Genomic DNA, 21645 nt, shown 5'->3' with positions numbered 1-21645 from the left:
TTTCTGAAAATACCGGAACGGCGTCCGTGAAATGGCTCACGCTCTTGCTGGATATTTGGCGCCAAGAAAAAGGCGCCGCATCTTGGCGGCGCCCTTGCTTTTGAAAGGCTTCGGGTTACGCTGCGTTCCGCTGCAGGGCCCGCTGGTTGGACGCATAGATCGTGTCGCGCTCGGGCAGGGCGCCGGTCTTCAGGCAATCGATCCACTCGGCGGTCTTGAGCACCGCAGCGAAGCGCGACTGCAAGACGACGCTCACCACCCGGTGTATGTCCTCGGCGGACGCGTAGCCGGCGCTGTTGGCATAGGGCACCGAGCCGCTGGCATCCGAAAGGAACTCGACGGCAAAGCCCATATGCACCGCGTGGATGATGGTCGACAGATCGCAATTGTGGGTCATGTAGCCGACGACCGCGATCGTATCGATGGCGTTGGCGCGCAGCCAGGCTTCAAGATCCGTGCCGGTGAAGGCCGAAGGCAGCGTCTTCTCGACATAGTGGTCGCGGGCGCGCCTGGCGATCTCGGGATGCAGCTCGCCGCCATGGCTGCCCTTGGCGAAGATCGGCGAGGTCTCGGGCGCCATCTGCTTGACGACGACGATTTTGATGCCGGCCGCCGCGGCGGCATCCATGGCGCGCGCCACATTGGCGACGGTCTCGTTGAAGGGCGGATGCTGGATGGCGAGGTTGCCGCCATCGTAGTCGTTCTGGACATCGACGACGACAAGCGCGCGGCGCGGCTGGGTGGCTGGTGCTGACATGGCGGTTTTCCTTTCGACCGGGTTGATGGACGCAAAGCTAGGCCGATGTTTCGAGTCGAGAAAGTGTCCCGATTGACATCATTCGAAAAAATTGGGACATTCAACTTTCAACGAAACGATGCTTGCCATGAAGAATCCGATCATCGTCGCCGTCGCCTTCGACGGCATCAGTCCTTTCCACCTCTCCGTGCCGTGCCTGGTGTTCGGCACCGATCGAACCAGGCTTGGGCTGCCGCGCTTCGATTTCCGCGTCTGTGCGATGGACGAGGGACCCATTCATACCGATGCGGGGCTGAGCATCGTCGTGCCGCACGGGCTTTCGGCGCTCGACGAGGCCGACATCGTCATCATCCCAAGCTGGAAGGATCTCGAGGATCCCTTGGCCGCGCCGTTCAAGGACGCGCTGCAGCGCGCGCATCGGCGCGGCGCGCTCATCGTCGGCTTGTGCCTCGGCACCTTCGCCATTGCCGGCGCCGGATTGCTGGCCGGACGCAAGGCAACCACCCACTGGGCCTATACCGACCGGCTGCAGGCGCTGCATCCCGACATCGCGATCGATGCGGACGTGCTCTATGTCGACGATGGCGACATCGTCACCTCCGCCGGCGTCGCTGCCGGCCTCGACTGCTGCCTGCACATCGTTCGCGCCCGCTATGGCGCGGAGGCCGCCCTTCGGGTTGCCCGCCACGTCGTGCTCTCGCCGCATCGGCAGGGCGGCCAGGCGCAGTTCATCGAGCGCCCGCTTGCGCCGACGCCGAATGCCGACCGGTTCTCGCGCGCTCTCGACCAGGTGCGGGCGACGCTCGGCGAACCGCACAGCCTCGACAGCGTCGCCGATGCGGCCGGCCTCACCCGCCGCACCTTCACGCGCCGCTTCCAGAAGTCGATAGGCACCAGTTTCGGCGACTGGCTTGCCGACCAGCGCGTAGCACTTGCGCAGAGGCTGCTGGAGCAGACGGACAAATCGATGGACATCGTGGCCTTCGAAGCCGGCTTCGGCAGCGCCACCTCGCTGCGCCAGCATTTCGCCGCGCGGCTAAGAACCTCGCCGTTGCGGTACCGGCGTGAATTCTCAAAAACCGCTCAAAACGCCGGTGCGCTCATCGGCGCGTAACGGCCCGTGCCGGGTTGCCGACGACGGTCGCGTTGGCCGGTACGTCGCGGGTCACCACCGCGCCCGCGCCGACGATGGCGCCCTCGCCTATGCTGACGCCGGCGAGGATCACCGCGCTGCCACCGATCCAGGCATTGTCGCCGATCGTTACGGCTTTTGCGATCTCCAGCCCGGCCAGCCGGCCAGAAGCTTCGCGATGATGCTCGGCGCAGTAGATCTGCACATTGGGCCCCAGCATCGTCCCCTTGCCGATGCGCACCGGCGCGGTGTCGAGGATGGTGCAGCCGGCATTGAGGAAGACGCCGTCGCCGAGGAACAGGTTGAAGCCATATGCGCAGTGGAACGGCGCCTCGATGCGCGCCCCCTCGCCCGCGCCACCGAGCAGCGCCTGCAGGGCCGGGGCGATATCACCGCGCTGCCGGGGCGGCAGGCTGTTGTGCTCGAACACCGCATCGCGTGCGGCGATGCGCAACGCCTCGAGCTCATCGTCGATGCAGGTGTACCATTCGCCCGCCGCCATCTTTATGCGTTCGCTTGTCGTCATGGTGGCCCTCAGGTTTTCGTCTGCTCCCAAAGCACAATCGATCGTCTGACAAAAGCCCCGTAGCCAAACGCCTGGCTTGTGCTAGCCTGCCGTTGCGAGGCCATGCGACGGTCTCGGTTTGAGGGGGTCGATCATGCTTTACATTCTTGCATTGCTGATAGGCGTCATTGCCGGCCTGCGCGCCATGACGGCGCCCGCCGCCGTCGCCTGGGGTTCCTATCTCGGCTGGCTGCCGGTAACAGGCACCTGGGCGAGCTTCATGGGCCACTGGATCACTGTCGGCATCTTCACCATCCTGGCCATCGTCGAGCTGGTCGCCGACCAGCTGCCGTCGACGCCGAGCCGCAAGGTGCCGCCGCAGTTCGGCACCCGCATCGTCGTCGGCGCCTTCTGTGGCGCAGTCATCGGCGCGACCGCCGGCGCCACCATCGGCGGCCTGGTCGCCGGCGCGATCGGCGCGGTGATCGGCACGCTGGGCGGCGCCGAGGTCCGCGGCCGGCTGGCCGCCGCATTCGGCAAGGATCAGCCCGCCGCCTTCATCGAGGATGCGGTGGCCATCATCGGCGGGCTGCTCATCGTGGCGGCGGTCGCATGAGCGCAAAGAGCTTCGACGCCATCGTCATCGGCGCTGGCCAGGCCGGGCCGCCACTGGTCGGCCGGCTTGAGGCCGCCGGCAAGAAGGTTGCGCTGATCGAGCGCAAGTTCATCGGCGGCACCTGCGTCAACACCGGCTGCATGCCGACCAAGGCGATGGTAGCGAGCGCCTATGCCGCGCATCTCGCCCGCCGCGCCGCAGACTACGGTGTCGCCCTCTCGGGCCCCGTCGGCGTGGACTACAAGCGCATCAAGGCGCGCAAGGACAAGGTCACCAACGACGCCCGCGGCAATCTCGAAAAATGGATCGCCGGCCTGAAGGGCTGCACGCTTTATCGCGACCATGCCCGTTTCGTCACCTCCGACACGGTGCGCGTCGGCGATGAGCTGCTCACCGCGCCAAAGATCTTCCTCAATACCGGCGGCCGCGCCTCGGTGCCCAATCTGCCCGGCGTCAACGACATACCCTATCTCACCAATTCCTCGATGATGGATCTCGATGTGCTGCCCAGCCATCTGATCGTCGTCGGTGGCAGCTATATCTCGCTCGAATTCGCGCAGATGTTCCGCCGCTTCGGCTCAGAAGTCACGGTGATCGAGAAGGCGCCGCGGCTGACCGGCCGCGAGGATGAAGACACCTCCGCCGCCATCCAATCGATACTCGAAAACGAAGGCATCGCCGTCCATGTCGGCGCGGACGACATCGCCTTTGCCAGACAAGGCAATGGGATCGCCGTCACCTTCGCCGCCGGCAAGCCGCCGGCGGTCGGCTCGCATGTGCTGCTGGCGCTGGGGCGCAAGCCCAACACCGACGATCTCGGCCTCGACAAGGCCGGCGTCGCGGTCGACCAGCGCGGCTATATCGTCGTCGACGACCAGTTGCGCACCAATGTGCCGGGCATCTGGGCGATGGGCGACTGCAACGGCAAGGGCGCCTTCACCCACACCTCCTACAACGACTTCGAGATCGTCGCCGCCAACCTGCTCGACAACGATCCGCGCAAGGTGAGCGACCGCATCGAAGCCTATGCGCTCTATATCGATCCGCCGCTCGGGCGCTGCGGCATGACGGAAGCCGCCGTGAAGAAATCAGGCCGCCGCGCGCTGGTAGGACAGCGGCCGATGACGCGTGTCGGCCGCGCGGTCGAGAAGGGCGAGACGCAAGGCTTCATGAAGATCCTGGCCGATGCCGACACCGGTGAAATCCTCGGCTGCTCCGTGCTCGGCCCGGGCGGCGACGAGGCGATCCACTGCGTGCTCGACCTCATGTACGCCAAGGCGCCGATCTCGACGCTGGCGCGCGCCATGCACATCCACCCCAATGTCTCGGAGCTGCTGCCGACCATCGCCCAGGAGCTGAAGCCGCTGGAGTAGAGCAATTCCGGAAAAAGGCGCAGCGGTTAGGCTCGGCAACTTCGCCGTAGCAAGGCTCGGCAACTTCGCCGTAGCAAGGCTCGGCGTCTTCGCCGTAGCCACGCTGCCCCGACAACCCGGCGCGGCTGGACCACTCGACAGCCCGATCGCAACAATGCATGGCTGAAACCTCCTCACGCGGAGATATCCCATGCAGAAGACGATCGAACGCATCGCCGGCGACAGCGAGGGTGTCGCCTACGAATTTCCGGTCTTGCGCTTCGAGGGCAAGGACAAGGCGGCTCCCTCCGCCTATCTGCAGGCGGCGCTGCATGCCGGCGAGCTGCCGGGCGTCGTCGCCATCGACGCGCTGATGCCGATGCTGGCCAAGGCGGAGGCCGAGGGCCGCATCAAGGGTCCGATCACCATCGTACCCTGGGCAAACCCGATCGGCCGCGCGCAATATCATTTCGGCGAGCACCAGGGCCGCTTCAATCTCGGCACCCGCACCAACTTCAATCGCTCCTTTCCGCTGCTTGCCGCGCCCGACGCCAGGCTTCTGCCGGATGTCAGCCTCGGCGGCGCCGATCGCCGGCTGAAGAACCGGCTCGTCCAGCTCTCGCTCAGCACCGACATCGTCCTTGACCTCCACTGCGACGACGAAGGTCTGGCCTATCTCTACATCCACACCAGCCTGTGGCCGCATATGGCCGATTGCGCGGCGGCCATGGGCGCCGAAGCCGTCCTGCTGTGGAGCGAGGACGATACCGGCACCTTCGAAGGCGCCTCGATCATGCCCTACCAGAACGTGCCGGCGAGCGTCGCGCGCTTCGATCGCCGCGCCGTCACCACGGTCGAATATCGCGGCATGCTCGATGTCGACGCCGCCTTCGCCGCGGCCGATGCCGCGGGACTTTACCGACTGCTTGTGACGCGCGGCGTCGTCCAGGACTCATCCGTGCCGAAATTCGAGAAATTTTCCGGACCGGTCGTACCGCTGGAAAACATCGACATGATGCCTTCGCCCAGGGCCGGTGCGATCCTTTACGACGTCAAACCCGGCGACCGCGTCAAGAAAGGCGAAAGGCTGGCGACGATCGTCCACGCGCCCGGCGAAGCCGGCGGCCGCACGGAAGTGTTCGCCCCTCAGTCGGGCTTCATCCTGACCCGCCGCGCGCGCCGCATCATCCGCGCCGGCGAGGATCTTCTGAAGCTCGCCGGCGACGCCAGGAGCACCGATGCACGCTCCGGCACGCTGGAAGACTGAGGCGTAGCGGCTTTCACCATCGCCGTGAAATCCAGTTGCATGGACCTCCATTCGCCGCTATGGGAGTCGCCATGAACATGCGTTCGAACAAGACCATTTGGTGGTGGGCTCGCTGACAGCGGCCTGTTCGTGCGTGTGCGCGTGAAAAAGAGGGTGGCCGCAGCGGAATATCCGGGCGGCCATTTGTTTTTTAACGCCATTCCCGGGTCCGTTGCCCAAGACGCTGATGGAGACGGCAATGACGACTAAAGTTCTGGACAACGGGGCCGAGCGCTTCATCACCGCGGGCGGCGTGACGATCACCCGCGAGCGGCACGACCGGCCCTATGAAGGCGCGATCGATGCCTATGTCGACGGCCTGAATTCGCGCCGCGGCGCGGTGTTTTCCTCCAACTACGAATATCCGGGCCGCTACACGCGCTGGGATACGGCCATCATCGATCCGCCGCTGGTGATCTCCGCGCGGGGACGCACCATGCGCATCGAAGCACTCAACAAACGCGGCGAAGTGTTGCTGCCGGTGATCGGCAAGGCGCTTGGCGAGCTCAGTGAAGTGACGATCGTCGAGACCTCGAAGACGCTCATCCGCCTCGATGTGGCAAAGCCCGGCCGTGTCTTCACCGAGGAAGAGCGCAGCCGCGTACCGTCCGTGTTCACCGTGCTGCGCGCCATCACCGCGCTGTTCAAGACCGCCGAGGACGCCAATCTCGGCCTTTACGGCGCCTTCGGCTACGACCTAGCTTTCCAGTTCGATCCTGTCGACTACAAGCTCGAGCGCAAGGAGAGCCAGCGCGACCTGGTGCTGTTCCTGCCCGACGAGATCCTCGTCGTCGACCATTATTCGACCAAGGCCTGGACCGACCGCTACGACTATTCCGGCGACGGTTTTTCGACCGAGGGCTTGGCCCGCGATGCCCATGCCGAGCCGTTCAAGACCGCCGACCGCATCCCGCCGCGCGGCGATCATGAGCCGGGCGAATACGCCAACCTGGTGCGCCGCGCCATGGAGAGCTTCAAGCGCGGCGACCTGTTCGAGGTCGTGCCTGGACAGATGTTTTACGAGCGCTGCGAGACCCAGCCTTCCGACATTTCGCGCAAGCTGAAATCGATCAACCCCTCGCCCTACTCCTTCTTCATCAATCTCGGCGAGAACGAATATCTGATCGGCGCCTCGCCGGAGATGTTCGTGCGCGTCAACGGCCGCCGCGTCGAGACCTGCCCGATCTCCGGCACTATCAAACGCGGCGACGACGCCATTTCCGACAGCGAGCAGATCCTGAAGCTGCTCAACTCGAAGAAGGATGAGTCCGAGCTCACCATGTGCTCGGATGTCGACCGCAACGACAAGTCGCGCGTCTGCGAGCCAGGCTCCGTGCGCGTCATCGGCCGCCGCCAAATCGAGATGTATTCGCGCCTGATCCACACCGTCGACCATATCGAGGGGCGGCTGCGCGAGGGCATGGACGCCTTCGACGCGTTTCTCTCGCATGCCTGGGCGGTCACCGTCACCGGCGCGCCGAAACTGTGGGCCATGCGCTTCATCGAGCAGAACGAGAAGAGCCCGCGCGCCTGGTATGGCGGGGCGGTCGGCATGGTCAATTTCAACGGCGACATGAACACCGGGCTGACCTTGCGCACCATCCGCATCAAGGACGGCATCGCCGAGGTCCGCGCCGGCGCCACACTGCTTTTCGACAGCATTCCCGAGGAAGAAGAAGCCGAAACCGAACTGAAGGCATCCGCCATGCTCTCCGCCATCCGCGACGCCAAGACCGGCAACGCCACCGGAACCGAGCGCACCACCGCGCGCGTCGGCGACGGCGTCAACATCCTGCTGGTCGACCATGAGGACAGTTTCGTCCATACCTTGGCCAACTACTTCCGCCAGACCGGCGCCAACGTCTCCACGGTTCGCTCGCCGGTGCCGGAGGAGGTCTTCGAGCGGTTGAAGCCGGACCTCGTCGTGCTGTCGCCCGGCCCTGGCACGCCGAAGGATTTCGACTGCGCCGCCACCATCAGACGAGCGCGCAGCCGCGACCTGCCGATCTTCGGCGTCTGTCTCGGCCTGCAGGCATTGGCCGAGGCCTATGGCGGCGAGCTCAGGCAGTTGCACATCCCCATGCATGGCAAACCGTCGCGCATCCGCGTTTCGAAGCCCGGCATCATCTTCTCAGGCCTGCCCAAGGAAGTGACCGTCGGCCGCTATCACTCGATTTTCGCCGACCCGGTGCGCCTGCCCGACGGTTTCGTGGTGACCGCCGAGACCGAGGACGGCATCATCATGGCTTTCGAGCACCGCAAGGAGCCGATCGCGGCGGTGCAGTTCCATCCGGAATCGATCATGACGCTCGGTCACAATGCCGGCATGCGCATCATCGAAAACATTGTCGCGCATCTGCCGCGCAAGGCCAAGGAAAAGGCCGCGTAGGACCTATGGCTGCGACGCAGGACACGGTGGCGGCCGCGGCGAAAGCCGCGACCCGCGAGAAGATTGCCAGGCTTGCCTTCTGGTCGATCCTGGTCGCCTTCGTGGTGCTCGTCTTGAAGCTTGCCGCCTGGTACATCACCGGTTCCGTGGCGCTCTATTCCGACGCGCTGGAATCGATCGTCAACGTGATCGCATCGGCCGCCGCCTTCTGGGCGATCCAGGTCAGCTACAAGCCCGCCGACCAGGACCATCCCTTCGGTCATCATAAAGCCGAATATTTTTCCGCCGTCCTCGAAGGCGTGCTGATCGTCGTCGCGGCGCTGCTGATCCTCAACGAGGTCTGGCAGTCCTGGCAACATCCCGCCCCGCTGGAACAGCCTTGGGAAGGACTTGCCGTCAACGGCGTCGCGACGGTCATCAATGCGATCTGGGCCTGGACGCTGATCCGCGCCGGCCGGAATGCGAAATCACCTGCGCTTGTCGCCGACGGCCAGCACATCATGACCGACGTGGTAACATCAGTCGGCGTGTTCGGCGGTCTTGTCGGTGCCGTGCTCACCGGCTGGCAGATCCTCGACCCGGCACTTGCCGTGATCGTCGCGCTCAACATCCTGTGGCAGGGCTGGCATGTCATCGGCTCGTCGATGAGCGGGCTGATGGACCGAGCCGTCGACAATCATGAGCACATGCAGATCCGCGACATCATATCGGCCAATTCGAAGGGCGCGCTCGAGGTGCATGATCTCAAGACGCGCATTGCCGGGCGCGCCACCTTCATCGAGTTCCATCTGGTGGTCGACGCCGACATGACCGTCGGCGCCAGCCATGTCATCTGCGACCGCATCGAGGACGCGCTGAAGGCCGAGATCCCCTCGGTGCGCGTCACCATCCATGTCGAGCCAGACGACGAAGCGAAGCTGCCGAAAGGCACCGCGGCGGTGCCTTTCGCTTAGCAGAGCGCGAAGGTCCGTCGAGATTCAGGTCAGGCCGAGTCGAGAACGACGGCTTCCGAGAACCGGAGCGGAGCGTACTTGAAAGTACGTGAGCACCGGAAGCGTAGGAAGCCGTCGTTCGCAGGCCGGCCTCACCTGAATACCGGCAAACCTCACGGAGCGCATGCCGACTGCGGCATCGGCTGCAGCCGATAGACCTTGTCGTCGGACCTGGTCTTGCCGCTCGCCGCCTTCGAACAGAGATCGACAATTGCCACTGCATTGTTGGGATTTGCGACCATCATCGTCCCGTTGACGCCGCGCTTGAGGAAGATCTCCTTCTGCGAGACGTCGCAGGAAAAATCGCTCATCTTGGAACTGGCCGAGCAGCGCCACTGATCGGCCTCGCCCTGGCAGGAATAGGTCTGCGTGACCTTTTTCCCTTTCTGCCTGGTCGTCACCGAAACGGCGACATCCGCCCCATCCGGCCAGTTCGCGGCATCGCCGCCGGCTGAGAAGGAGGCGAGCTCGACGGGTCCGCGAAACACGCGGATCGATTGCGTCAGCTGGTTGGGATGCGACTTCAGATGCGCATCGTCGTAGTCACGCCCGAAGCAGAAGGGCTGATCGGGCTTCAGCCGCACGCGCAGCGGATCCCCAAGCGCCGGATCGATCGGGTCGATGCGCGCGAACTCCGCTTTGCACGTCTCGGCCGGCATCGGGTCCAGCTTGAAATTGTCGTCCTCGCTGCCCAGCGCCTGCTTGTTGTACTCGGCCTTGCCGAGATCCTCCTCGGCGCCGGCGTCGAGATACACATCAGGCTGTACGTTGGAGAGGAGTAGCCGGCCGTTGTCGTCGACTTTCAGCGAGGCGAGCGTGCGGTCGCATTCCATGCCGCAGCGGATGCCGCTTGCGGTGTCGCCCGGGTCCTCCTTGTTGCACCAGCCAGCCGCCCAGTCCGGCTTCTTGGCGCCGCGCACCGTGGTGGTGAGAAAGCCGTTATAAGCGGCGTCCGACATCGTGCTCGGCTCCTCGTTCGGTCGGCTGACCGGGTCGTGCCCGTAGTAGAAGAAGATGCGCGCCACCTTCTGGTGCGGATGAGCCTTGAGATGGGCGGCATCATAAACGCGGCCGAAGCAGGCGTCGGCGCCGGTCGGGCTGAGTTCGGGAAGCTTGGGCGGTTGTTCGGCGCGCGCTACGCCGGCAAAAGCGACAAGGGCGGCGCAAAGCACCGCGCCCGCCATGGCCCTCCCCACAACGATCCTCGATGCCATATGATCCTCCTCCCGCCACAGGACTGGCTTCATGCTAGAGCAATTCCAGGAAAAGTGTGAGCAGTTTTCCGTTCGGAATTGCGTAAAAACAAGGAGATAGGGCGTTTCGCCGTTTCCGTGAAACGCAGTAATCTAGGAGCCCGGACCATGCAAAATTGAGCGAACGGGCAAGGCAAGGGAGGACAGGATGCTGCGCCGTGACATTTTTCGTGCCGGTCTCGCGGGCGCCGCGGGCCTGTTCGGCCTGAGCCGTGCAAATGCGGCAACGCCTGAGGGAAGGCTGAAAGTCGCCTATCACCTCAGCGACGCCGACAAGGTCAACTTCGTCCTCGGCAACATCAAGAACCACTATGAAGGCACCGGCGGCAATGTCGACATCGTGCTCGTGGTGCACGGTCCGGCTCTGGCCGCTTTCAAAGCCAAGGGCGCATCCGGCGCTGTTTCCAGCCGCTTCGCCGGCCTTGTTCAGCGGGGACTCGTCCCGCAAGCCTGCGGCAACACCCTGCACGGCATGGATATCACACTGACCGACCTGCTGGCGGGCTTCGAGCTTGCCGAGAAAGGCGGCGTCGTGAAGCTCGCCGAACTGCAGCACCAGGGCTATCTATATCTCAGGCCCTGAGCGCGACCGGGCTTGAACGGCAGGCAGGCAATGGCCTACGAAGGATGGCAACTCGGAGGCCAGCCGACATGACGACACTTGCCATCCCCGATCTTGCCGGCAAGGCGGTGCTGGTCACCGGCGCTTCGACCGGCATAGGCGCAGCACTTGTTCGTGCCTACGCGGCGCAGAGGTGCCGTGTCGCGCTGCACTACAATGCGAGCCGCGAGGCCGCCGAGAACCTGGCCGGATCCATCCGCGACGATGGCGGCGAGGTGTTTCTGGTCCAGGGCGACTTCTCGAAACCTGCCGACGTCGAGCGTGTGGTCGAAGAGAGCGCAAACCACTTCGGCCGGCTTGACGGCCTGGTCAACAATGCCGGCGGCATGCTTGGCCGCGTCGCCTATGCCGATCAGGATGAAGCGCATTACGACGCGGTGATGGACCTCAATGCGCGCTCGGTGCTCACCGCCTCGCGCAAGGCGATACCATGGCTGAAGCGCCAGGGCGGCTTCATCATCAACACCACCTCGATCGCCGCCCGCAACGGCGCCGGCGGCGGCGCCGGCCTCTACGGATCGTCCAAGGCCTTCGTTTCCAACGTGACGCGCGGCATGGCCAAGGAGCTGATCGGCTTCGGCATCCGCGTCAACGCCGTGGCGCCCGGCACGATCTTGACGCCCTTCCACGAACGCTATTCGAACGCCGAGCAGATCAAGGCCATGGTCGCCACCATTCCGCAAGGGCGCGCCGGAACGCCGGAGGATTGCGTCGGCGCTTACCTGTTCCTGTCGTCCGATCTGTTGAGCGGCTACATCATCGGCCAGGTGATCGAGGTCAATGGTGGCCAGTTGATGCCGTGAGCGGTCGACTGCATACTCGATGCAGCGCACAACCTGGAGGAGATCAAGGGCATGTACGGACTGATCGGCAAGATGCGGGCGGCGCGCGGCCAGCGCGATGCGGTCATGGACGTGCTGCGCGAAAGCACCGGCGCTCTCCCCGGCTGCCTGAGCTACATCATCGCCACCGATCCAGCCGACGCCGACGCCATCTGGGTCACCGAAGTGTGGACCGACCAGGCGAGCCACAAGGCATCGCTGCAGCTGCCGGAAGTCCAGACGGCGATCGCCAGGGCGCGTCCCTTCATCGCCGGCTTCGAATTCCAGATCGAGACCCATCCCGTTGGCGGCTTCGGCCTTCCTGCGCCCGAAAAGGCCGGGTGAAATCGCCGCCGCGGCGCAGAACGTCGACATCTCTTTCTTCATGGCCTTGCAGGCGGCGCGCTTCCTGGTCGTGCTGCTTTGTGCCAAGCGTAGCCAGGCTGGTGGCGCGAAACGTCGGGGCTTGATCCGGGGTATCCAATGCCAAAGGAATTCCAGGAAAAGTGCTCGGCGGTTTTCCGTTCGGAATTGCGTAAAATCAGAAAGTTGGAGCAAGTCAGCAATCCATCAGGATGCTGAATTGCTCGACGAGCAAGGGAATTGCCAATGAACCGCCGTTTGAACGCCGTCGATCTTTCCGGCCGCGTCGCCGTGGTGACCGGCGGCGCGCAAGGCATCGGCCTTGCGGTCGCCCGGCGCCTGTTGTCGTCGGGCGCCGGCGTTGCCATCTGGGACGTCGACCAGGCCGCAATGACCCAGGCTGTCGCCGAGCTCGCTTCGCTCGGCCGCGTTGAAGCCATTCTCTGCGACCAGTCCCAGATCGAGGCCGTCGATCGCGCCGCCGCCGCGACTGAGCGCTCGCTTGGCCCCGTCGATCTCCTGGTCAACAATGCCGGCATTGCCGGGCCGGCGGCGACCGTGGCGGACTACGACCCCGCCGCCTGGCGTCAGATCGTCGATATCGACCTCAACGGCGTCTTCTACTGCTGCCGGCGCCTGGTGCCCGGCATGGTCGCGCGCAATTACGGCCGCATCGTCAACATCTCCTCGGTGGCCGGCAAGGAAGGCAATCCGAATGCCGCCGCCTATTCGGCCGCCAAGGCCGGCGTGCTGGCGCTGACCAAGTCGCTCGGCAAGGAGCTCGCGGGACACGACATCGCCGTCAACGCGCTGACCCCCTCGCCCGCCCGTACCAGAATTCTCGAGCAGCTCACGGAAGCGCAGGTCGCTTATATGCTCGGCAAAGTGCCGCGCGGCCGCTTCGTCGAGGTGGAAGAGGCCGCCGCGATGATCGTCTTCATGCTGTCGGACGAGAACTCTTTCACCACCGGCGCGACCTTCGATCTCTCCGGCGGCCGCGCGACCTACTGACCATCCCCGCGGAGCTTCGTTTGGATTGCCGGGCCTATCGCCCCGCCGCAAGCCTCTCGGGAAGAAAATCGACGAAGACCCGGACCTTCGGCGAAAGATGGCGATTGGACGGCCACAGCATGCGGAACTGGCCGCGGCCGTCGACATGGTCGTCGAGCACGGCGCGCAGCCTGCCGTCATGCAGCGCCTCCCGCACCAGGAAGTCGGGCATGCAGGCGATGCCGAGACCGGCAATCGTCGCGCCCTTCAATGCCTCCATGTTGTTGCAGGTCAGCATCGAACGGATCTGCGGCTCGGCGCTCCCGGTGATGAACGGCCAGTTGAGCAGCCTGCCGCTGTTGAGAAAGCGGAAGTGTATCCCGAAATGTGCCGCTAGATCCGCCGGCGTGCCGGGCGTGCCATGGCGATCGAGATAGGAGGCGGCCGCGCACAAGATCATGCGAAAGGGCGCGACCGGCCTCGACACCAATCGCGAATCGGGCAGCTCTCCGCTGCGGATCGCGACGTCGATACCCTCGTCGATGACGTCGACGATGCGATCGTTGAAATCGATGTCGAGCTCGATTTCCGGGTATCGCGCCATGAATTCCGACAGCACCGGCAAAAGCAGATGATAGGTGACGATCGGCGTTGAGATGCGCAGCCGGCCATGCGGCGTTTCGCGTGTACGCGACAGCATCGCCTCCGCGTCTTCTATGTCGTCGAGGATGCGGCGCACCCGCTCGTTGAAAAGCTTGCCCTCCTCGGTCAGACCTATGCGCCGCGTGCTGCGCTGCAGGAGACGCACGCCGAGTTCCTGCTCGAGCCGGGCGACGCTCTTGCCGACGGCGGAGGCGGAAATGCCGAGCGCTTGTCCGGCGGCGACGAAACTGCCGAGCTCGGCGGTGCGGGCGAAAGCCAGAAGGCCGTTGAGACGATCCATGGTGAACCTATTCGAGCGTTTTGTTCCGAGATGAACGGAGATTTAATACTATTTTGCCGGAAACGTCGCCGCCCTATCTTGTCGTTGCGATCGGCTGTGCCAGTCAGGACATGCCGGCAAATCCCGCCCCGGATAGGAAAATCCATGACTTTGATGACCAGAACCGGCCCGGCCGGCAGATGGCTCGTGCTGCTGTCGGTTTGCCTCGCAGCCATGACGATGCCGTTGAGCTTCACCGGTCCCGCCGTGGCGCTGTCCCGCATTGCCGCCGATCTCGGCGGCAGTCCGATCGAGCTCAATTGGGTGACCAATGCCTTCATGCTGACCTTCGGCGCCGGCCTAATGGCGGCTGGAGCGCTGGCTGACAATCATGGCCGCAAGCGGATTTTTCTCGCCGGCCTCGCCGCCTATTCCCTAGCCGCGCTGGGCTGCATGCTGGCGCCAGGCATCGTCTGGTTCGATTTCTTCAGGGCTCTGCAAGGCGTTGGCGGCGCTGCCGCCTTCGCCGGCGGCGCCTCTGCGCTTGCCCAGGAATTCGACGGGCAATCGCGTTTGCGCGCCTTCAGCTTCCTCGGCACCAGCTTCGGCATCGGCCTTGCCTTCGGCCCTGTTGCCTCCGGCCTGCTCATCGACGCGTTCGGCTGGCGCGCGATCTTTCTTCTGGTGGCGGTGCTTGGCGTTGCCGCCGCCGCGCTCGGCCTGCGCACCGTCGCCGAATCGCGCGACCCGGACGCAACCGGGCTCGACTGGGCGGGAGCCGCCACCTTCACCATCGCGCTTGCCGCGCTGACCTGCGGCGTGCTGCAGGCGCCCCAGAGCGGTTGGGCCAATCCCCTCGTTATCGCCCTCCTCGGCGTTGCAGCCATCTTCTTTGCCGCCTTCGTCATTGTCGAGCGGCGCGTGCGCCGGCCGATGCTGGACCTGACGCTGTTTCGCTTCCCGCGTTTCGTCGGCGTGCAGTTCCTGGCCGCCGCACCTGCCTATGCCTTCGTCGTCCTGCTCGTGCTCTTGCCGATCCGCTTCATCGGCATTGAGGGGATGAGCGAGATCAAGGCGGGGCAATTGATGATCTGCCTGTCCGGGCCGCTGCTGATCTTGCCGCTGCTGGCCGGCCAGGCGGCACGCCGGATCGCCCCGGCCACCATCTGCGGTGTGGGCCTCCTCGCTGCCGCGGCCGGCCTGGTCTGGCTCAGTTGCGTACCCGTGGCGGACAACGCGCTGCTGCTCCCGCTGGTCTTGGTCGGCATCGGCATCGCCTTGCCCTGGGGACTGATGGACGGACTTGCCGTCAGCGTCGTGCCAAAGGAGCGCGCCGGCATGGCGGTCGGCATATTCAACACCACCCGCGTCGCCAGCGAGGGCGTGGCCCTGGCTATCGTCATGGCGGCCTTGTCCGGTTTCACGGCCACGCAGCTTGGCGCTCAAGGATTGGCCTCGCCTGCCGAAGCGGCCGCGGCGGCACAGCTACTGGCAACCGGCAATATCAGCGAAACGGTGCAACATCTGCACTTGGCCGACGCCAGTGCCCTGGTCCAAGCCTATGAGACGGCTTTCGACCGGCTGCTCATCGTGCTGGCGACGATCACCGTGCTCACCGCCGTCGTCGTCTTCTTCGGCTTGCGTCGCGGATCGCCGTCGCAACAAGACGTCGCGCCTGTCCCGGCCTGCCTGGAAGGCTGACGCCATGTGACGCCGTCAAGTCCGGCGAGGTATCCAAAAATACTTGACTCTCTTACTCATATTTGAGAGCGCGGAGGCGCAACCAAACATGAGGATTGGAGACAAGTTAATGACGAAGCGGTCGAGGACGTGGCGCCGGGGATTATCATTGCTGGCGGGCAGCGCCATCCTCGGCCATGCCTGGCCGACAATTGCCCAGGAAGGCGGCGACGCCACCGTTCTCGACAGGATCGAGGTGACCGCCGAGAGCAACGAGATCCTGAAGCAGGACGGCTACGTCGCGAAGAAGGACCGCATCGGCACCAAGACCGACACGCCGATCGCCAGGATCCCGCAGGCGGTCTCGGTCGTCACGCAGAAGCAGATCGAGGACCAGAAGCCGCGTACACTGAACGACGCGCTGGGCTACACGGCCAGCGCCAATCCAAACAGCTTCGGTTTCGACACGCGCTACGACGCCTTCTTCCTGCGAGGCTTCCAGGCCTTCTACAACGGCATGTTCCGCGACGGGCTGCGCCAGTACAACGGCCCTTCCGCCTGGTTCAAGACAGAACCTTACGGCATCGAGGGCGTCACCATCCTGAAGGGACCGGCCTCCTCGCTTTACGGCGTCAGCGGTCCGGGCGGCATCGTCAATGTCGTCACCAAACGCCCCAAGGACGAGCCGTTCCATGAGATCGAGTTGCTGGCCGGCGAGCACAACCGCTTCCAGGCGGCGCTCGATGCTTCCGGGCCGGTCAATGACGACGGCAGCATTCTCTATCGCTTCACCAGCCTCGGCCGTCTGAGCGGGACCGGCCTGCCCGACTATCCCGACGATAAACTCTATCTGGGGCCGGCTGTCACTTTCAAGCCGGACGAGGACACCAAGCTCACCATCCTCGGCGAATATTCGAAGTCCGTCACCGGTGGCACCGCCGCCTTCTACAACTCCGCCTATGGCGTGCTGTCGAACGTCTATGAAGGCGATGCGTCCTGGAATGATTTCACCCAGGATCAGGGGCGCATCGGCTACGAGTTCGAGCACCGCTTCAATGACTGGCTGACCGTGCGCCAGAACCTGCGCTACAACGCCGTTGACTCGGATATCGAATATAGCGGCCATTACTCGATCGGCGCCGATCAGCCGCTTGAGCGCTACTGGGGCCACTATACCGAGACGATGAAGAACTTCGTCGTCGACAACATGGCGCAGCTCGAATTCGACACGGGTCCGGTGCGGCACACCGTGATTGCCGGCATCGACTATGCCTGGTCGGACTATGACGCCGGCAGCGGGCTTTCCTATGTCTCGGTCGAGGATATCAAGGCCGCTCCCGTCCCCCATTTCGGCGGGCAGGAGATGAACCAGCTCGGCGTCTACCTGCACGACCAGATGGAGTGGAACGATTTCACCCTGTTCACCAGCGGCCGCTACGACTGGGTCGACACCACCTCCACCGCGGCGGATTTCAGTCAGTCGAAGCAGAAGGACAGCGCCTTCTCCGGCCGCGTCGGCCTGTCCTACCGGACCGAATGGGGCATCATCCCCTACGTCAACTATTCGACCTCGTTCTCTCCCAACATCGGCTTCGTCTATGACGACGTCTCGAGTTCCGTCAGCCGCGTCGCCCGCCCGACCATCGCCACGCAGACGGAGATCGGCGTCAAATACGAGATCCCCGATCACAACGCGACCGTCAGCGCCGCGCTGTTCGACATCGACCAGAAGGACGGCGTCGTCTTCGACGCCTCGACCGGCATCAACAAGCAGCGCCAGCTCGACCTCAACTCGCGCGGCGTCGAGCTGGAAGCCGATGCCTCGCTCGATGATGGCTTCAGCCTCATCGCCTCCTACACCTATCTGCGCGTGAAGATCGAACGCGGCGCCGAAGGCACCGACGGCAAGGAACTGTCGGCGACGCCGAACCACATCCTGTCGCTCTGGGGCCATTACCAGTTCGAGAACGGCACGCTTGAAGGGCTTGGGCTCGGCGCTGGCGTGCGTTTCGCCGGCGCGAGCTACGGCGACGACACCAATACTTTCAAGAACGACGCGCGCGCCTTCGTCGATGCCTCGCTGTCCTATGATTTCGGCTATCGCAACCCGAGGCTCGAAGGCGTGAAGCTGCAGATCAACGCCAAGAACCTGTTCGACAACCAGCAGGCAATTTGCTCGGCCGGCTATTGCTACCGCGACGAGGGCCGCTCGCTGTTCGGCAGCCTGCGCTATCGCTTCTGATGTCGGTCTCCGTCTCGAACCGGGCCGCCTCGTCGCCGGCGGCCATCGTCGCTGCGATCGGCGGCCTCTATGTGGCGCAGAGCGTGATCGGCGGCATCACCTGGACGGGTCTCCCGGCCGTGATGCGCGACCAGGGCCTGCCGCTCGACCGCATCGGCCTGCTCACCCTGATCGCCCTGCCATGGGCGCTGAAGTTCCTGTGGTCGCCGGCGGTGGAGCGCTACCGGCTTCCGCCAGCGGGCAGGAATCGCACCGGCGCGATCGTCCTCATCGGCGGCCTCATCTCCATCGCCGGACTGCTGGCCATCGCCCAGTTCGGTCCCGCCGCCTTCTGGCCGGTCGTCGCCTGCCTGACGGTGGTCGCCTTTGCCGCCTCGACGGTCGACATCGCCTGCGATGGCTTTGCGGTGCAGAACCTTGCCGGCAAAAATCTCGGCTGGGGCAATGCCGCCCAGGTCGGCGGCGCCTATTTCGGCTCGGCGATCGGCGCCGGTCTTTTCCTCTATCTGGTCGAAATCCACGGCTGGCGCGCGGCGGTGTCGGCGATGGCCTCGCTGCTGGTGCTGCTCGGCCTGCCCTTCCTGCTCGGCATCGCCGGCCGATCGCGCGAGGAAGTGCGCCAACACGTGCCCGCGCTCGGCACGGCGCTGCGGCGCCCGCAGATACGCCGCGGTCTGGCGGCGTCGGCGATCTACGTTCTGGCGCAGAAGGCGGCGCTGACCATGCTCGGCCCGTTTCTGGTCGATGCCGGGCTCAGCCTTTCCACGATTGGCCTGGTCAACGGTGTCGGCAGCATGGTTCTCGGCGGCGCGGCCGCCCTTGCCGGCGGCGCTCTTGTCCGATGGCTGGGCACGCGCAGCGTGCTTGTGCTCGCGCTTATGCTGCAGGCCGGATCGCTGTTCATCCTCGCGGCCTTCGCGCTTTCCGGCGTTTTCCCGGCAGGCCCGCTGGCGGCCGTCGCGACGCTGAGTTCCTCCGGCATCATGGCGCTCGGCTTCGTGGCGCTCTATGCGCAGTTCATGCGCTGGTCGGATCCGAGGCAGGCAGGGGTCGATTTCACGCTTTTCCAGTGCATGGATGCCTTGGTCAGCATGGCGGGCGGCATCCTGGCCGGCTATGCGGCGCAGCATCTGGGCTATGGCGCACTGTTCGGCGGCGCGGGCGTCGTCGCGCTGCTGGCGGTGCCGGCCATCGCCATGGTCAGCGATCGCAACTAAAAGATTGAACTATTCCTCGCCGGCACCGTCTCCGCCCGACGCGCCGCGGCGCCAATAGGCGGTGACAAGATGCCGGTTGCGCGACAGGGCCCATTCCTTGCGCACGGTCCGGCGGATGTCGCGGAAGTCGGCGAACTCGCATCCGGCCCAGACAAAGAGATCGTCGGCCCCGCGGCCGCGCTCGCGCAGCGCTTCCGGCAGCAGGCCGGCCCGGCCTGCTTCGCGGCCATGCCGATAAAGCCAATGAACAGCGATGTTCTCGCCCGCCGCCAGCGTCACCCGGTCTTGCGGACCGTCAACCTCGATGAAGGCCTCGGCACGGACGGACGGCGCAAGCTCTTCCAGCATCCGGCCGATCGCCGGAAGCGCGGTATCGTCGCCCAGAAGAAGCAGGTTTGATGCCTCGGGCACATCGCCGCCGCCGGGGCCAATCATGCCGATGATGTCCCCGGCCCTCGCATTCTGCGCGAAACTCGCAGCCGGCGTCTCGGCGCCGGGATGCAGCACGAAGTCGATGTCGAGCCAACCCTCGGCCACGTCCAGCGCGCGGATCGTATAGACGCGGATGGTGAGCGCATCCTCGCCCGACGGCCAGACGATCAGGCCGTCCGCGCCCATGGTCGGCCAAACCGCCTGCCGTCCGGCCGGCGGCAGCAGAAGCCGAACATGAAATCCGCCATGGGCGAAGCGTCCGAGGTCGCGGCCGCAGAAGCGCACGCGTTGCATATGCGGCGACAACCGCCTCGAGGACAGGACCGATATCTCGCGGAAGAATATCGGCGTGCCGGCATCCTTGCCGTCTCCTTGCCAGCGCAAGCCTTCGGTGGTGCTGAGATGCGCGGCGATGTGGCCGGCGAAGATCATCTTCATGTAGGAGAGGCAGGTCTCGTCCTCCGCCGCGACACGGACCAGCACGCCGCGGTCGTCGAATGAGGCATTCAACGTGCCGTAATGCATACGGAATTCCCATTGGCCGGCAACGCCGGTGTCGCTTTCATAATCGCCGTGCTCGGCGCGCAGCCTGTCCATCACCGCGCGGATGTTGTCGTTTTGGATACGGGTTTGCGCGCTCAAGAGCTTCATCGCCGGGCCTTCCGATATAGACGAGATCGGCCGAAGCCCCATATCGCCGCGCCGGCATGCCACAGCGCCGGCGGCATTGCCACAAAAACATGATTACAATGATCATATTTTTGGACGATGCCGCACGAAGGTCGGCGACGCATCCGTTCTTCAGCTGATGACCAGGCTCGCGATCCGGTCGCCGTTGAGCGTGAAGGCCATGTCGCCCTCGCCGTTGAAGCCGTTGCCGGTCACGGCGACGCGGGCATGGTAGACGCCGTCGCGCTCCGCGATGCGAACGATGCGAAGGTTGGACTGCACGCCGATATTGTCCGACTGGTTCCACTGCGCGACGCCATCGCGGCCACTGAAATCGCGACCCCAGTCGCTGAGGAAAGCATCGTCTGTGAATGTGGCCAGAAAGGCTTCGGTATCGGCGGCGTTGGTTGCTTCGACAAAGCGACGGATCGGATCGGGTGTGGTCATTGGTCTGTACATTTTGAGGTGTGTTGAGATTCAGGTCAGGCCGAGACGAAAATGGTGGCTTCCGAGAACCGGAGCGGAGCGTACTTCATGTACGTGAGCACCGGAAGCGCAGGAAACCGCCATTTGCAGGCCGGCCTCACCTGAATATCAACGCACCTCAGTCCAACCTGTGCATGAGGTCGTCATCCAGCCAACGGCCGAAGAAATAGACGAGCTGCTTATGCCACCACGGCCAGTCATGGCTGACGTCGCCACCCCAATAGTCGACCCAGGCCGGGATCGATTTGTCGCGCAGCACCTGTTCCAGCTCGCGCGTTTCGACCAGCATGCGCTCTTCCCAGGCGCCTTGGCCGCAGCAGAAGATCAGCCTGAGCGCCCTGAGCCGCCCGAGCAGCTTCTGGTCGACGATGCCGGGCAGATAGTCGAGCGGCGAATTGAAATAGATGTTGCCTTCAAGCACCCGGCCGAAGAAATCGCGGGCCGAATAGACGCCGGACAGCGAGATCACCCCGCTCGCCAGCTCCGGGAAGCGGAACACGAAATTGGATGAGTGATAGCCGCCCATCGAGCAGCCGCAAAACAGCGGCTTCAAAACGCGGCCACCGTTGGACCTGGCGGCAACCGCCTGCAATTCCGGCAGCGCTTCTTCGCGCACATAGCGGAAATAGGCTTCGTGGCGGGCGATGCGTTGCGCCGGGTCGGCACGCTTGTCGAAGAAGGATTCCGAATCTACGCCGTCGAGCGTGAAGAGCTGGATGCGGCCGGTGTCGATGAAGTCGGCAAGCGCGCCGATCCCGCCCGAATCCTCGAGCTGGTAGAACCGCCCTTGCGAGGTCGGGAACACCACCACCGGCCGCCCGGCATGGCCGTAGCGCTTGTATTCCATGTCCCGGCCGAGATTGCGGGCATGACCCTTGTGATAGGAGACGTCCATCGGC

20 protein-coding genes and 1 pseudogene are annotated in these 21645 nt (G+C 64.6%); 14 read left to right on the top strand and 7 right to left on the bottom strand.

Annotation, left to right across the window (positions count from 1 at the left end):
* Positions 1 to 115: 115 nt before the first annotated feature.
* Positions 116 to 757, bottom strand: coding sequence for a cysteine hydrolase family protein (locus LB523_RS14915; RefSeq protein WP_224603669.1), 642 nt, complete (start codon positions 755 to 757; stop codon positions 116 to 118).
* Between the two features lie 127 nt (positions 758 to 884).
* On the opposite strand from LB523_RS14915, the gene LB523_RS14910 reads away from it, so the two are divergent.
* Positions 885 to 1871, top strand: coding sequence for a helix-turn-helix domain-containing protein (locus LB523_RS14910; protein ID WP_224603666.1), 987 nt, complete (start codon positions 885 to 887; stop codon positions 1869 to 1871).
* On the opposite strand, the gene LB523_RS14905 is transcribed toward LB523_RS14910, so the two are convergent.
* Positions 1858 to 2415: a sugar O-acetyltransferase gene (locus LB523_RS14905; RefSeq protein WP_224603663.1), complete on the bottom strand. Its 558-nt coding sequence runs from the start codon at positions 2413 to 2415 to the stop codon at positions 1858 to 1860. The genes LB523_RS14910 and LB523_RS14905 overlap by 14 nt on opposite strands.
* A 133-nt stretch (positions 2416 to 2548) precedes the next feature.
* On the opposite strand from LB523_RS14905, the gene LB523_RS14900 reads away from it, so the two are divergent.
* The 5 genes from LB523_RS14900 to LB523_RS14880 all read left to right on the top strand — a co-directional run bounded on the left by LB523_RS14900 (position 2549) and on the right by LB523_RS14880 (position 9010).
* Complete coding sequence (locus LB523_RS14900) at positions 2549 to 3010, top strand: DUF4126 domain-containing protein (protein WP_224603660.1); 462 nt, start codon at positions 2549 to 2551, stop codon at positions 3008 to 3010.
* Positions 3007 to 4383: an FAD-containing oxidoreductase gene (locus tag LB523_RS14895; protein ID WP_224603656.1), complete on the top strand. Its 1377-nt coding sequence runs from the start codon at positions 3007 to 3009 to the stop codon at positions 4381 to 4383. The genes LB523_RS14900 and LB523_RS14895 overlap by 4 nt, the downstream gene beginning before the upstream one ends.
* Before the next feature lie 190 nt (positions 4384 to 4573).
* Positions 4574 to 5629, top strand: coding sequence for a succinylglutamate desuccinylase/aspartoacylase family protein (locus LB523_RS14890; RefSeq protein ID WP_224603654.1), 1056 nt, complete (start codon positions 4574 to 4576; stop codon positions 5627 to 5629).
* A 238-nt stretch (positions 5630 to 5867) separates the two neighbouring features.
* Entirely contained in the window at positions 5868 to 8057 is a 2190-nt protein-coding gene (locus tag LB523_RS14885; protein WP_224603652.1) for an anthranilate synthase, read from the top strand.
* A gap of 5 nt (positions 8058 to 8062) precedes the next feature.
* Positions 8063 to 9010, top strand: a complete 948-nt coding sequence (locus LB523_RS14880) for a cation diffusion facilitator family transporter (RefSeq protein WP_224603650.1) — start codon at positions 8063 to 8065, stop codon at positions 9008 to 9010.
* A 152-nt stretch (positions 9011 to 9162) separates the two neighbouring features.
* Here the strand turns inward: LB523_RS14880 and LB523_RS14875 are convergent, their stop codons facing one another.
* Complete coding sequence (locus LB523_RS14875) at positions 9163 to 10263, bottom strand: hypothetical protein (RefSeq protein WP_224603648.1); 1101 nt, start codon at positions 10261 to 10263, stop codon at positions 9163 to 9165.
* Positions 10264 to 10450: 187 nt separating this feature from the next.
* Here LB523_RS14875 and LB523_RS14870 point away from each other — a divergent pair, with 187 nt between their 5' ends.
* From LB523_RS14870 to LB523_RS14850, 5 genes and pseudogenes are all read left to right on the top strand, one after another.
* Positions 10451 to 10885 carry a DsrE family protein gene (locus LB523_RS14870; protein ID WP_224603647.1) on the top strand — a complete coding sequence of 145 codons (435 nt, stop codon included), beginning with the start codon at positions 10451 to 10453 and terminating at the stop codon, positions 10883 to 10885.
* A 68-nt stretch (positions 10886 to 10953) separates the two neighbouring features.
* Positions 10954 to 11727 (top strand): SDR family NAD(P)-dependent oxidoreductase, encoded by a 774-nt coding sequence (locus tag LB523_RS14865; protein ID WP_224603644.1) that lies wholly within the window; start codon positions 10954 to 10956, stop codon positions 11725 to 11727.
* 51 nt (positions 11728 to 11778) lie between these two features.
* On the top strand, positions 11779 to 12090 hold the full coding sequence (locus tag LB523_RS14860) for a putative quinol monooxygenase (RefSeq protein ID WP_224603642.1): 312 nt from the start codon (positions 11779 to 11781) through the stop codon (positions 12088 to 12090).
* A gap of 1 nt (position 12091) precedes the next feature.
* Positions 12092 to 12215: pseudogene (locus LB523_RS14855) on the top strand (AbrB family transcriptional regulator); the annotation flags it as partial.
* Positions 12216 to 12366: 151 nt separating this feature from the next.
* Entirely contained in the window at positions 12367 to 13119 is a 753-nt protein-coding gene (locus LB523_RS14850; RefSeq protein ID WP_224603783.1) for an SDR family NAD(P)-dependent oxidoreductase, read from the top strand.
* Between the two features lie 34 nt (positions 13120 to 13153).
* Here LB523_RS14850 and LB523_RS14845 read toward each other — a convergent pair whose 3' ends face one another.
* Positions 13154 to 14041, bottom strand: a complete 888-nt coding sequence (locus LB523_RS14845; RefSeq protein ID WP_140838790.1) for a LysR family transcriptional regulator — start codon at positions 14039 to 14041, stop codon at positions 13154 to 13156.
* Between the two features lie 144 nt (positions 14042 to 14185).
* Here LB523_RS14845 and LB523_RS14840 point away from each other — a divergent pair, with 144 nt between their 5' ends.
* The 3 genes from LB523_RS14840 (at position 14186) to LB523_RS14830 (ending at position 19159) form a co-directional block, all read left to right on the top strand.
* Positions 14186 to 15721: an MFS transporter gene (locus LB523_RS14840; protein WP_224603639.1), complete on the top strand. Its 1536-nt coding sequence runs from the start codon at positions 14186 to 14188 to the stop codon at positions 15719 to 15721.
* A 109-nt stretch (positions 15722 to 15830) separates the two neighbouring features.
* The gene (locus LB523_RS14835; RefSeq protein WP_224603636.1) at positions 15831 to 17942 is read left to right on the top strand and encodes a TonB-dependent siderophore receptor; all 2112 of its coding nucleotides are present in this window, start codon (positions 15831 to 15833) and stop codon (positions 17940 to 17942) included.
* Positions 17942 to 19159, top strand: coding sequence for an MFS transporter (locus LB523_RS14830; RefSeq protein ID WP_224543237.1), 1218 nt, complete (start codon positions 17942 to 17944; stop codon positions 19157 to 19159). The genes LB523_RS14835 and LB523_RS14830 overlap by 1 nt, the downstream gene beginning before the upstream one ends.
* A gap of 9 nt (positions 19160 to 19168) precedes the next feature.
* On the opposite strand, the gene LB523_RS14825 is transcribed toward LB523_RS14830, so the two are convergent.
* From LB523_RS14825 to LB523_RS14815, 3 genes are all read right to left on the bottom strand, one after another.
* A complete protein-coding gene (locus LB523_RS14825) occupies positions 19169 to 20242 on the bottom strand; it encodes a siderophore-interacting protein (protein WP_224603633.1) in 1074 nt (357 codons plus the stop codon).
* A 150-nt stretch (positions 20243 to 20392) separates the two neighbouring features.
* Positions 20393 to 20707: a nuclear transport factor 2 family protein gene (locus LB523_RS14820; protein WP_224603631.1), complete on the bottom strand. Its 315-nt coding sequence runs from the start codon at positions 20705 to 20707 to the stop codon at positions 20393 to 20395.
* A 157-nt stretch (positions 20708 to 20864) separates the two neighbouring features.
* Positions 20865 to 21641 (bottom strand): esterase family protein, encoded by a 777-nt coding sequence (locus LB523_RS14815; protein WP_224603618.1) that lies wholly within the window; start codon positions 21639 to 21641, stop codon positions 20865 to 20867.
* Positions 21642 to 21645 lie beyond the last annotated feature (4 nt).

This window comes from Mesorhizobium sp. ESP-6-4, from assembly GCF_020164735.1.
GTDB lineage: Bacteria > Pseudomonadota > Alphaproteobacteria > Rhizobiales > Rhizobiaceae > Mesorhizobium.
The sequence above is the reverse complement of the archived record's forward strand: the minus strand, read 5'-3'. Positions and strand labels throughout refer to the sequence as shown.

Bases quoted from the DNA above. Each gene is read 5' to 3' on its own strand.
- LB523_RS14915 (WP_224603669.1), bottom strand. From the start codon at position 757: ATGTCAGCACCAGCCACCCAGCCGCGCCGCGCGCTTGTCGTCGTCGAT.
- LB523_RS14910 (WP_224603666.1), top strand. From the start codon at position 885: ATGAAGAATCCGATCATCGTCGCCGTCGCCTTCGACGGCATCAGTCCT.
- LB523_RS14905 (WP_224603663.1), bottom strand. From the start codon at position 2,415: ATGACGACAAGCGAACGCATAAAGATGGCGGCGGGCGAATGGTACACC.
- LB523_RS14900 (WP_224603660.1), top strand. From the start codon at position 2,549: ATGCTTTACATTCTTGCATTGCTGATAGGCGTCATTGCCGGCCTGCGC.
- LB523_RS14895 (WP_224603656.1), top strand. From the start codon at position 3,007: ATGAGCGCAAAGAGCTTCGACGCCATCGTCATCGGCGCTGGCCAGGCC.
- LB523_RS14890 (WP_224603654.1), top strand. From the start codon at position 4,574: ATGCAGAAGACGATCGAACGCATCGCCGGCGACAGCGAGGGTGTCGCC.
- LB523_RS14885 (WP_224603652.1), top strand. From the start codon at position 5,868: ATGACGACTAAAGTTCTGGACAACGGGGCCGAGCGCTTCATCACCGCG.
- LB523_RS14880 (WP_224603650.1), top strand. From the start codon at position 8,063: ATGGCTGCGACGCAGGACACGGTGGCGGCCGCGGCGAAAGCCGCGACC.
- LB523_RS14875 (WP_224603648.1), bottom strand. From the start codon at position 10,263: ATGGCATCGAGGATCGTTGTGGGGAGGGCCATGGCGGGCGCGGTGCTT.
- LB523_RS14870 (WP_224603647.1), top strand. From the start codon at position 10,451: ATGCTGCGCCGTGACATTTTTCGTGCCGGTCTCGCGGGCGCCGCGGGC.
- LB523_RS14865 (WP_224603644.1), top strand. From the start codon at position 10,954: ATGACGACACTTGCCATCCCCGATCTTGCCGGCAAGGCGGTGCTGGTC.
- LB523_RS14860 (WP_224603642.1), top strand. From the start codon at position 11,779: ATGTACGGACTGATCGGCAAGATGCGGGCGGCGCGCGGCCAGCGCGAT.
- LB523_RS14845 (WP_140838790.1), bottom strand. From the start codon at position 14,041: ATGGATCGTCTCAACGGCCTTCTGGCTTTCGCCCGCACCGCCGAGCTC.
- LB523_RS14840 (WP_224603639.1), top strand. From the start codon at position 14,186: ATGACTTTGATGACCAGAACCGGCCCGGCCGGCAGATGGCTCGTGCTG.
- LB523_RS14835 (WP_224603636.1), top strand. From the start codon at position 15,831: ATGACGAAGCGGTCGAGGACGTGGCGCCGGGGATTATCATTGCTGGCG.
- LB523_RS14830 (WP_224543237.1), top strand. From the start codon at position 17,942: ATGTCGGTCTCCGTCTCGAACCGGGCCGCCTCGTCGCCGGCGGCCATC.
- LB523_RS14825 (WP_224603633.1), bottom strand. From the start codon at position 20,242: ATGAAGCTCTTGAGCGCGCAAACCCGTATCCAAAACGACAACATCCGC.
- LB523_RS14820 (WP_224603631.1), bottom strand. From the start codon at position 20,707: ATGACCACACCCGATCCGATCCGTCGCTTTGTCGAAGCAACCAACGCC.
- LB523_RS14815 (WP_224603618.1), bottom strand. From the start codon at position 21,641: ATGGACGTCTCCTATCACAAGGGTCATGCCCGCAATCTCGGCCGGGAC.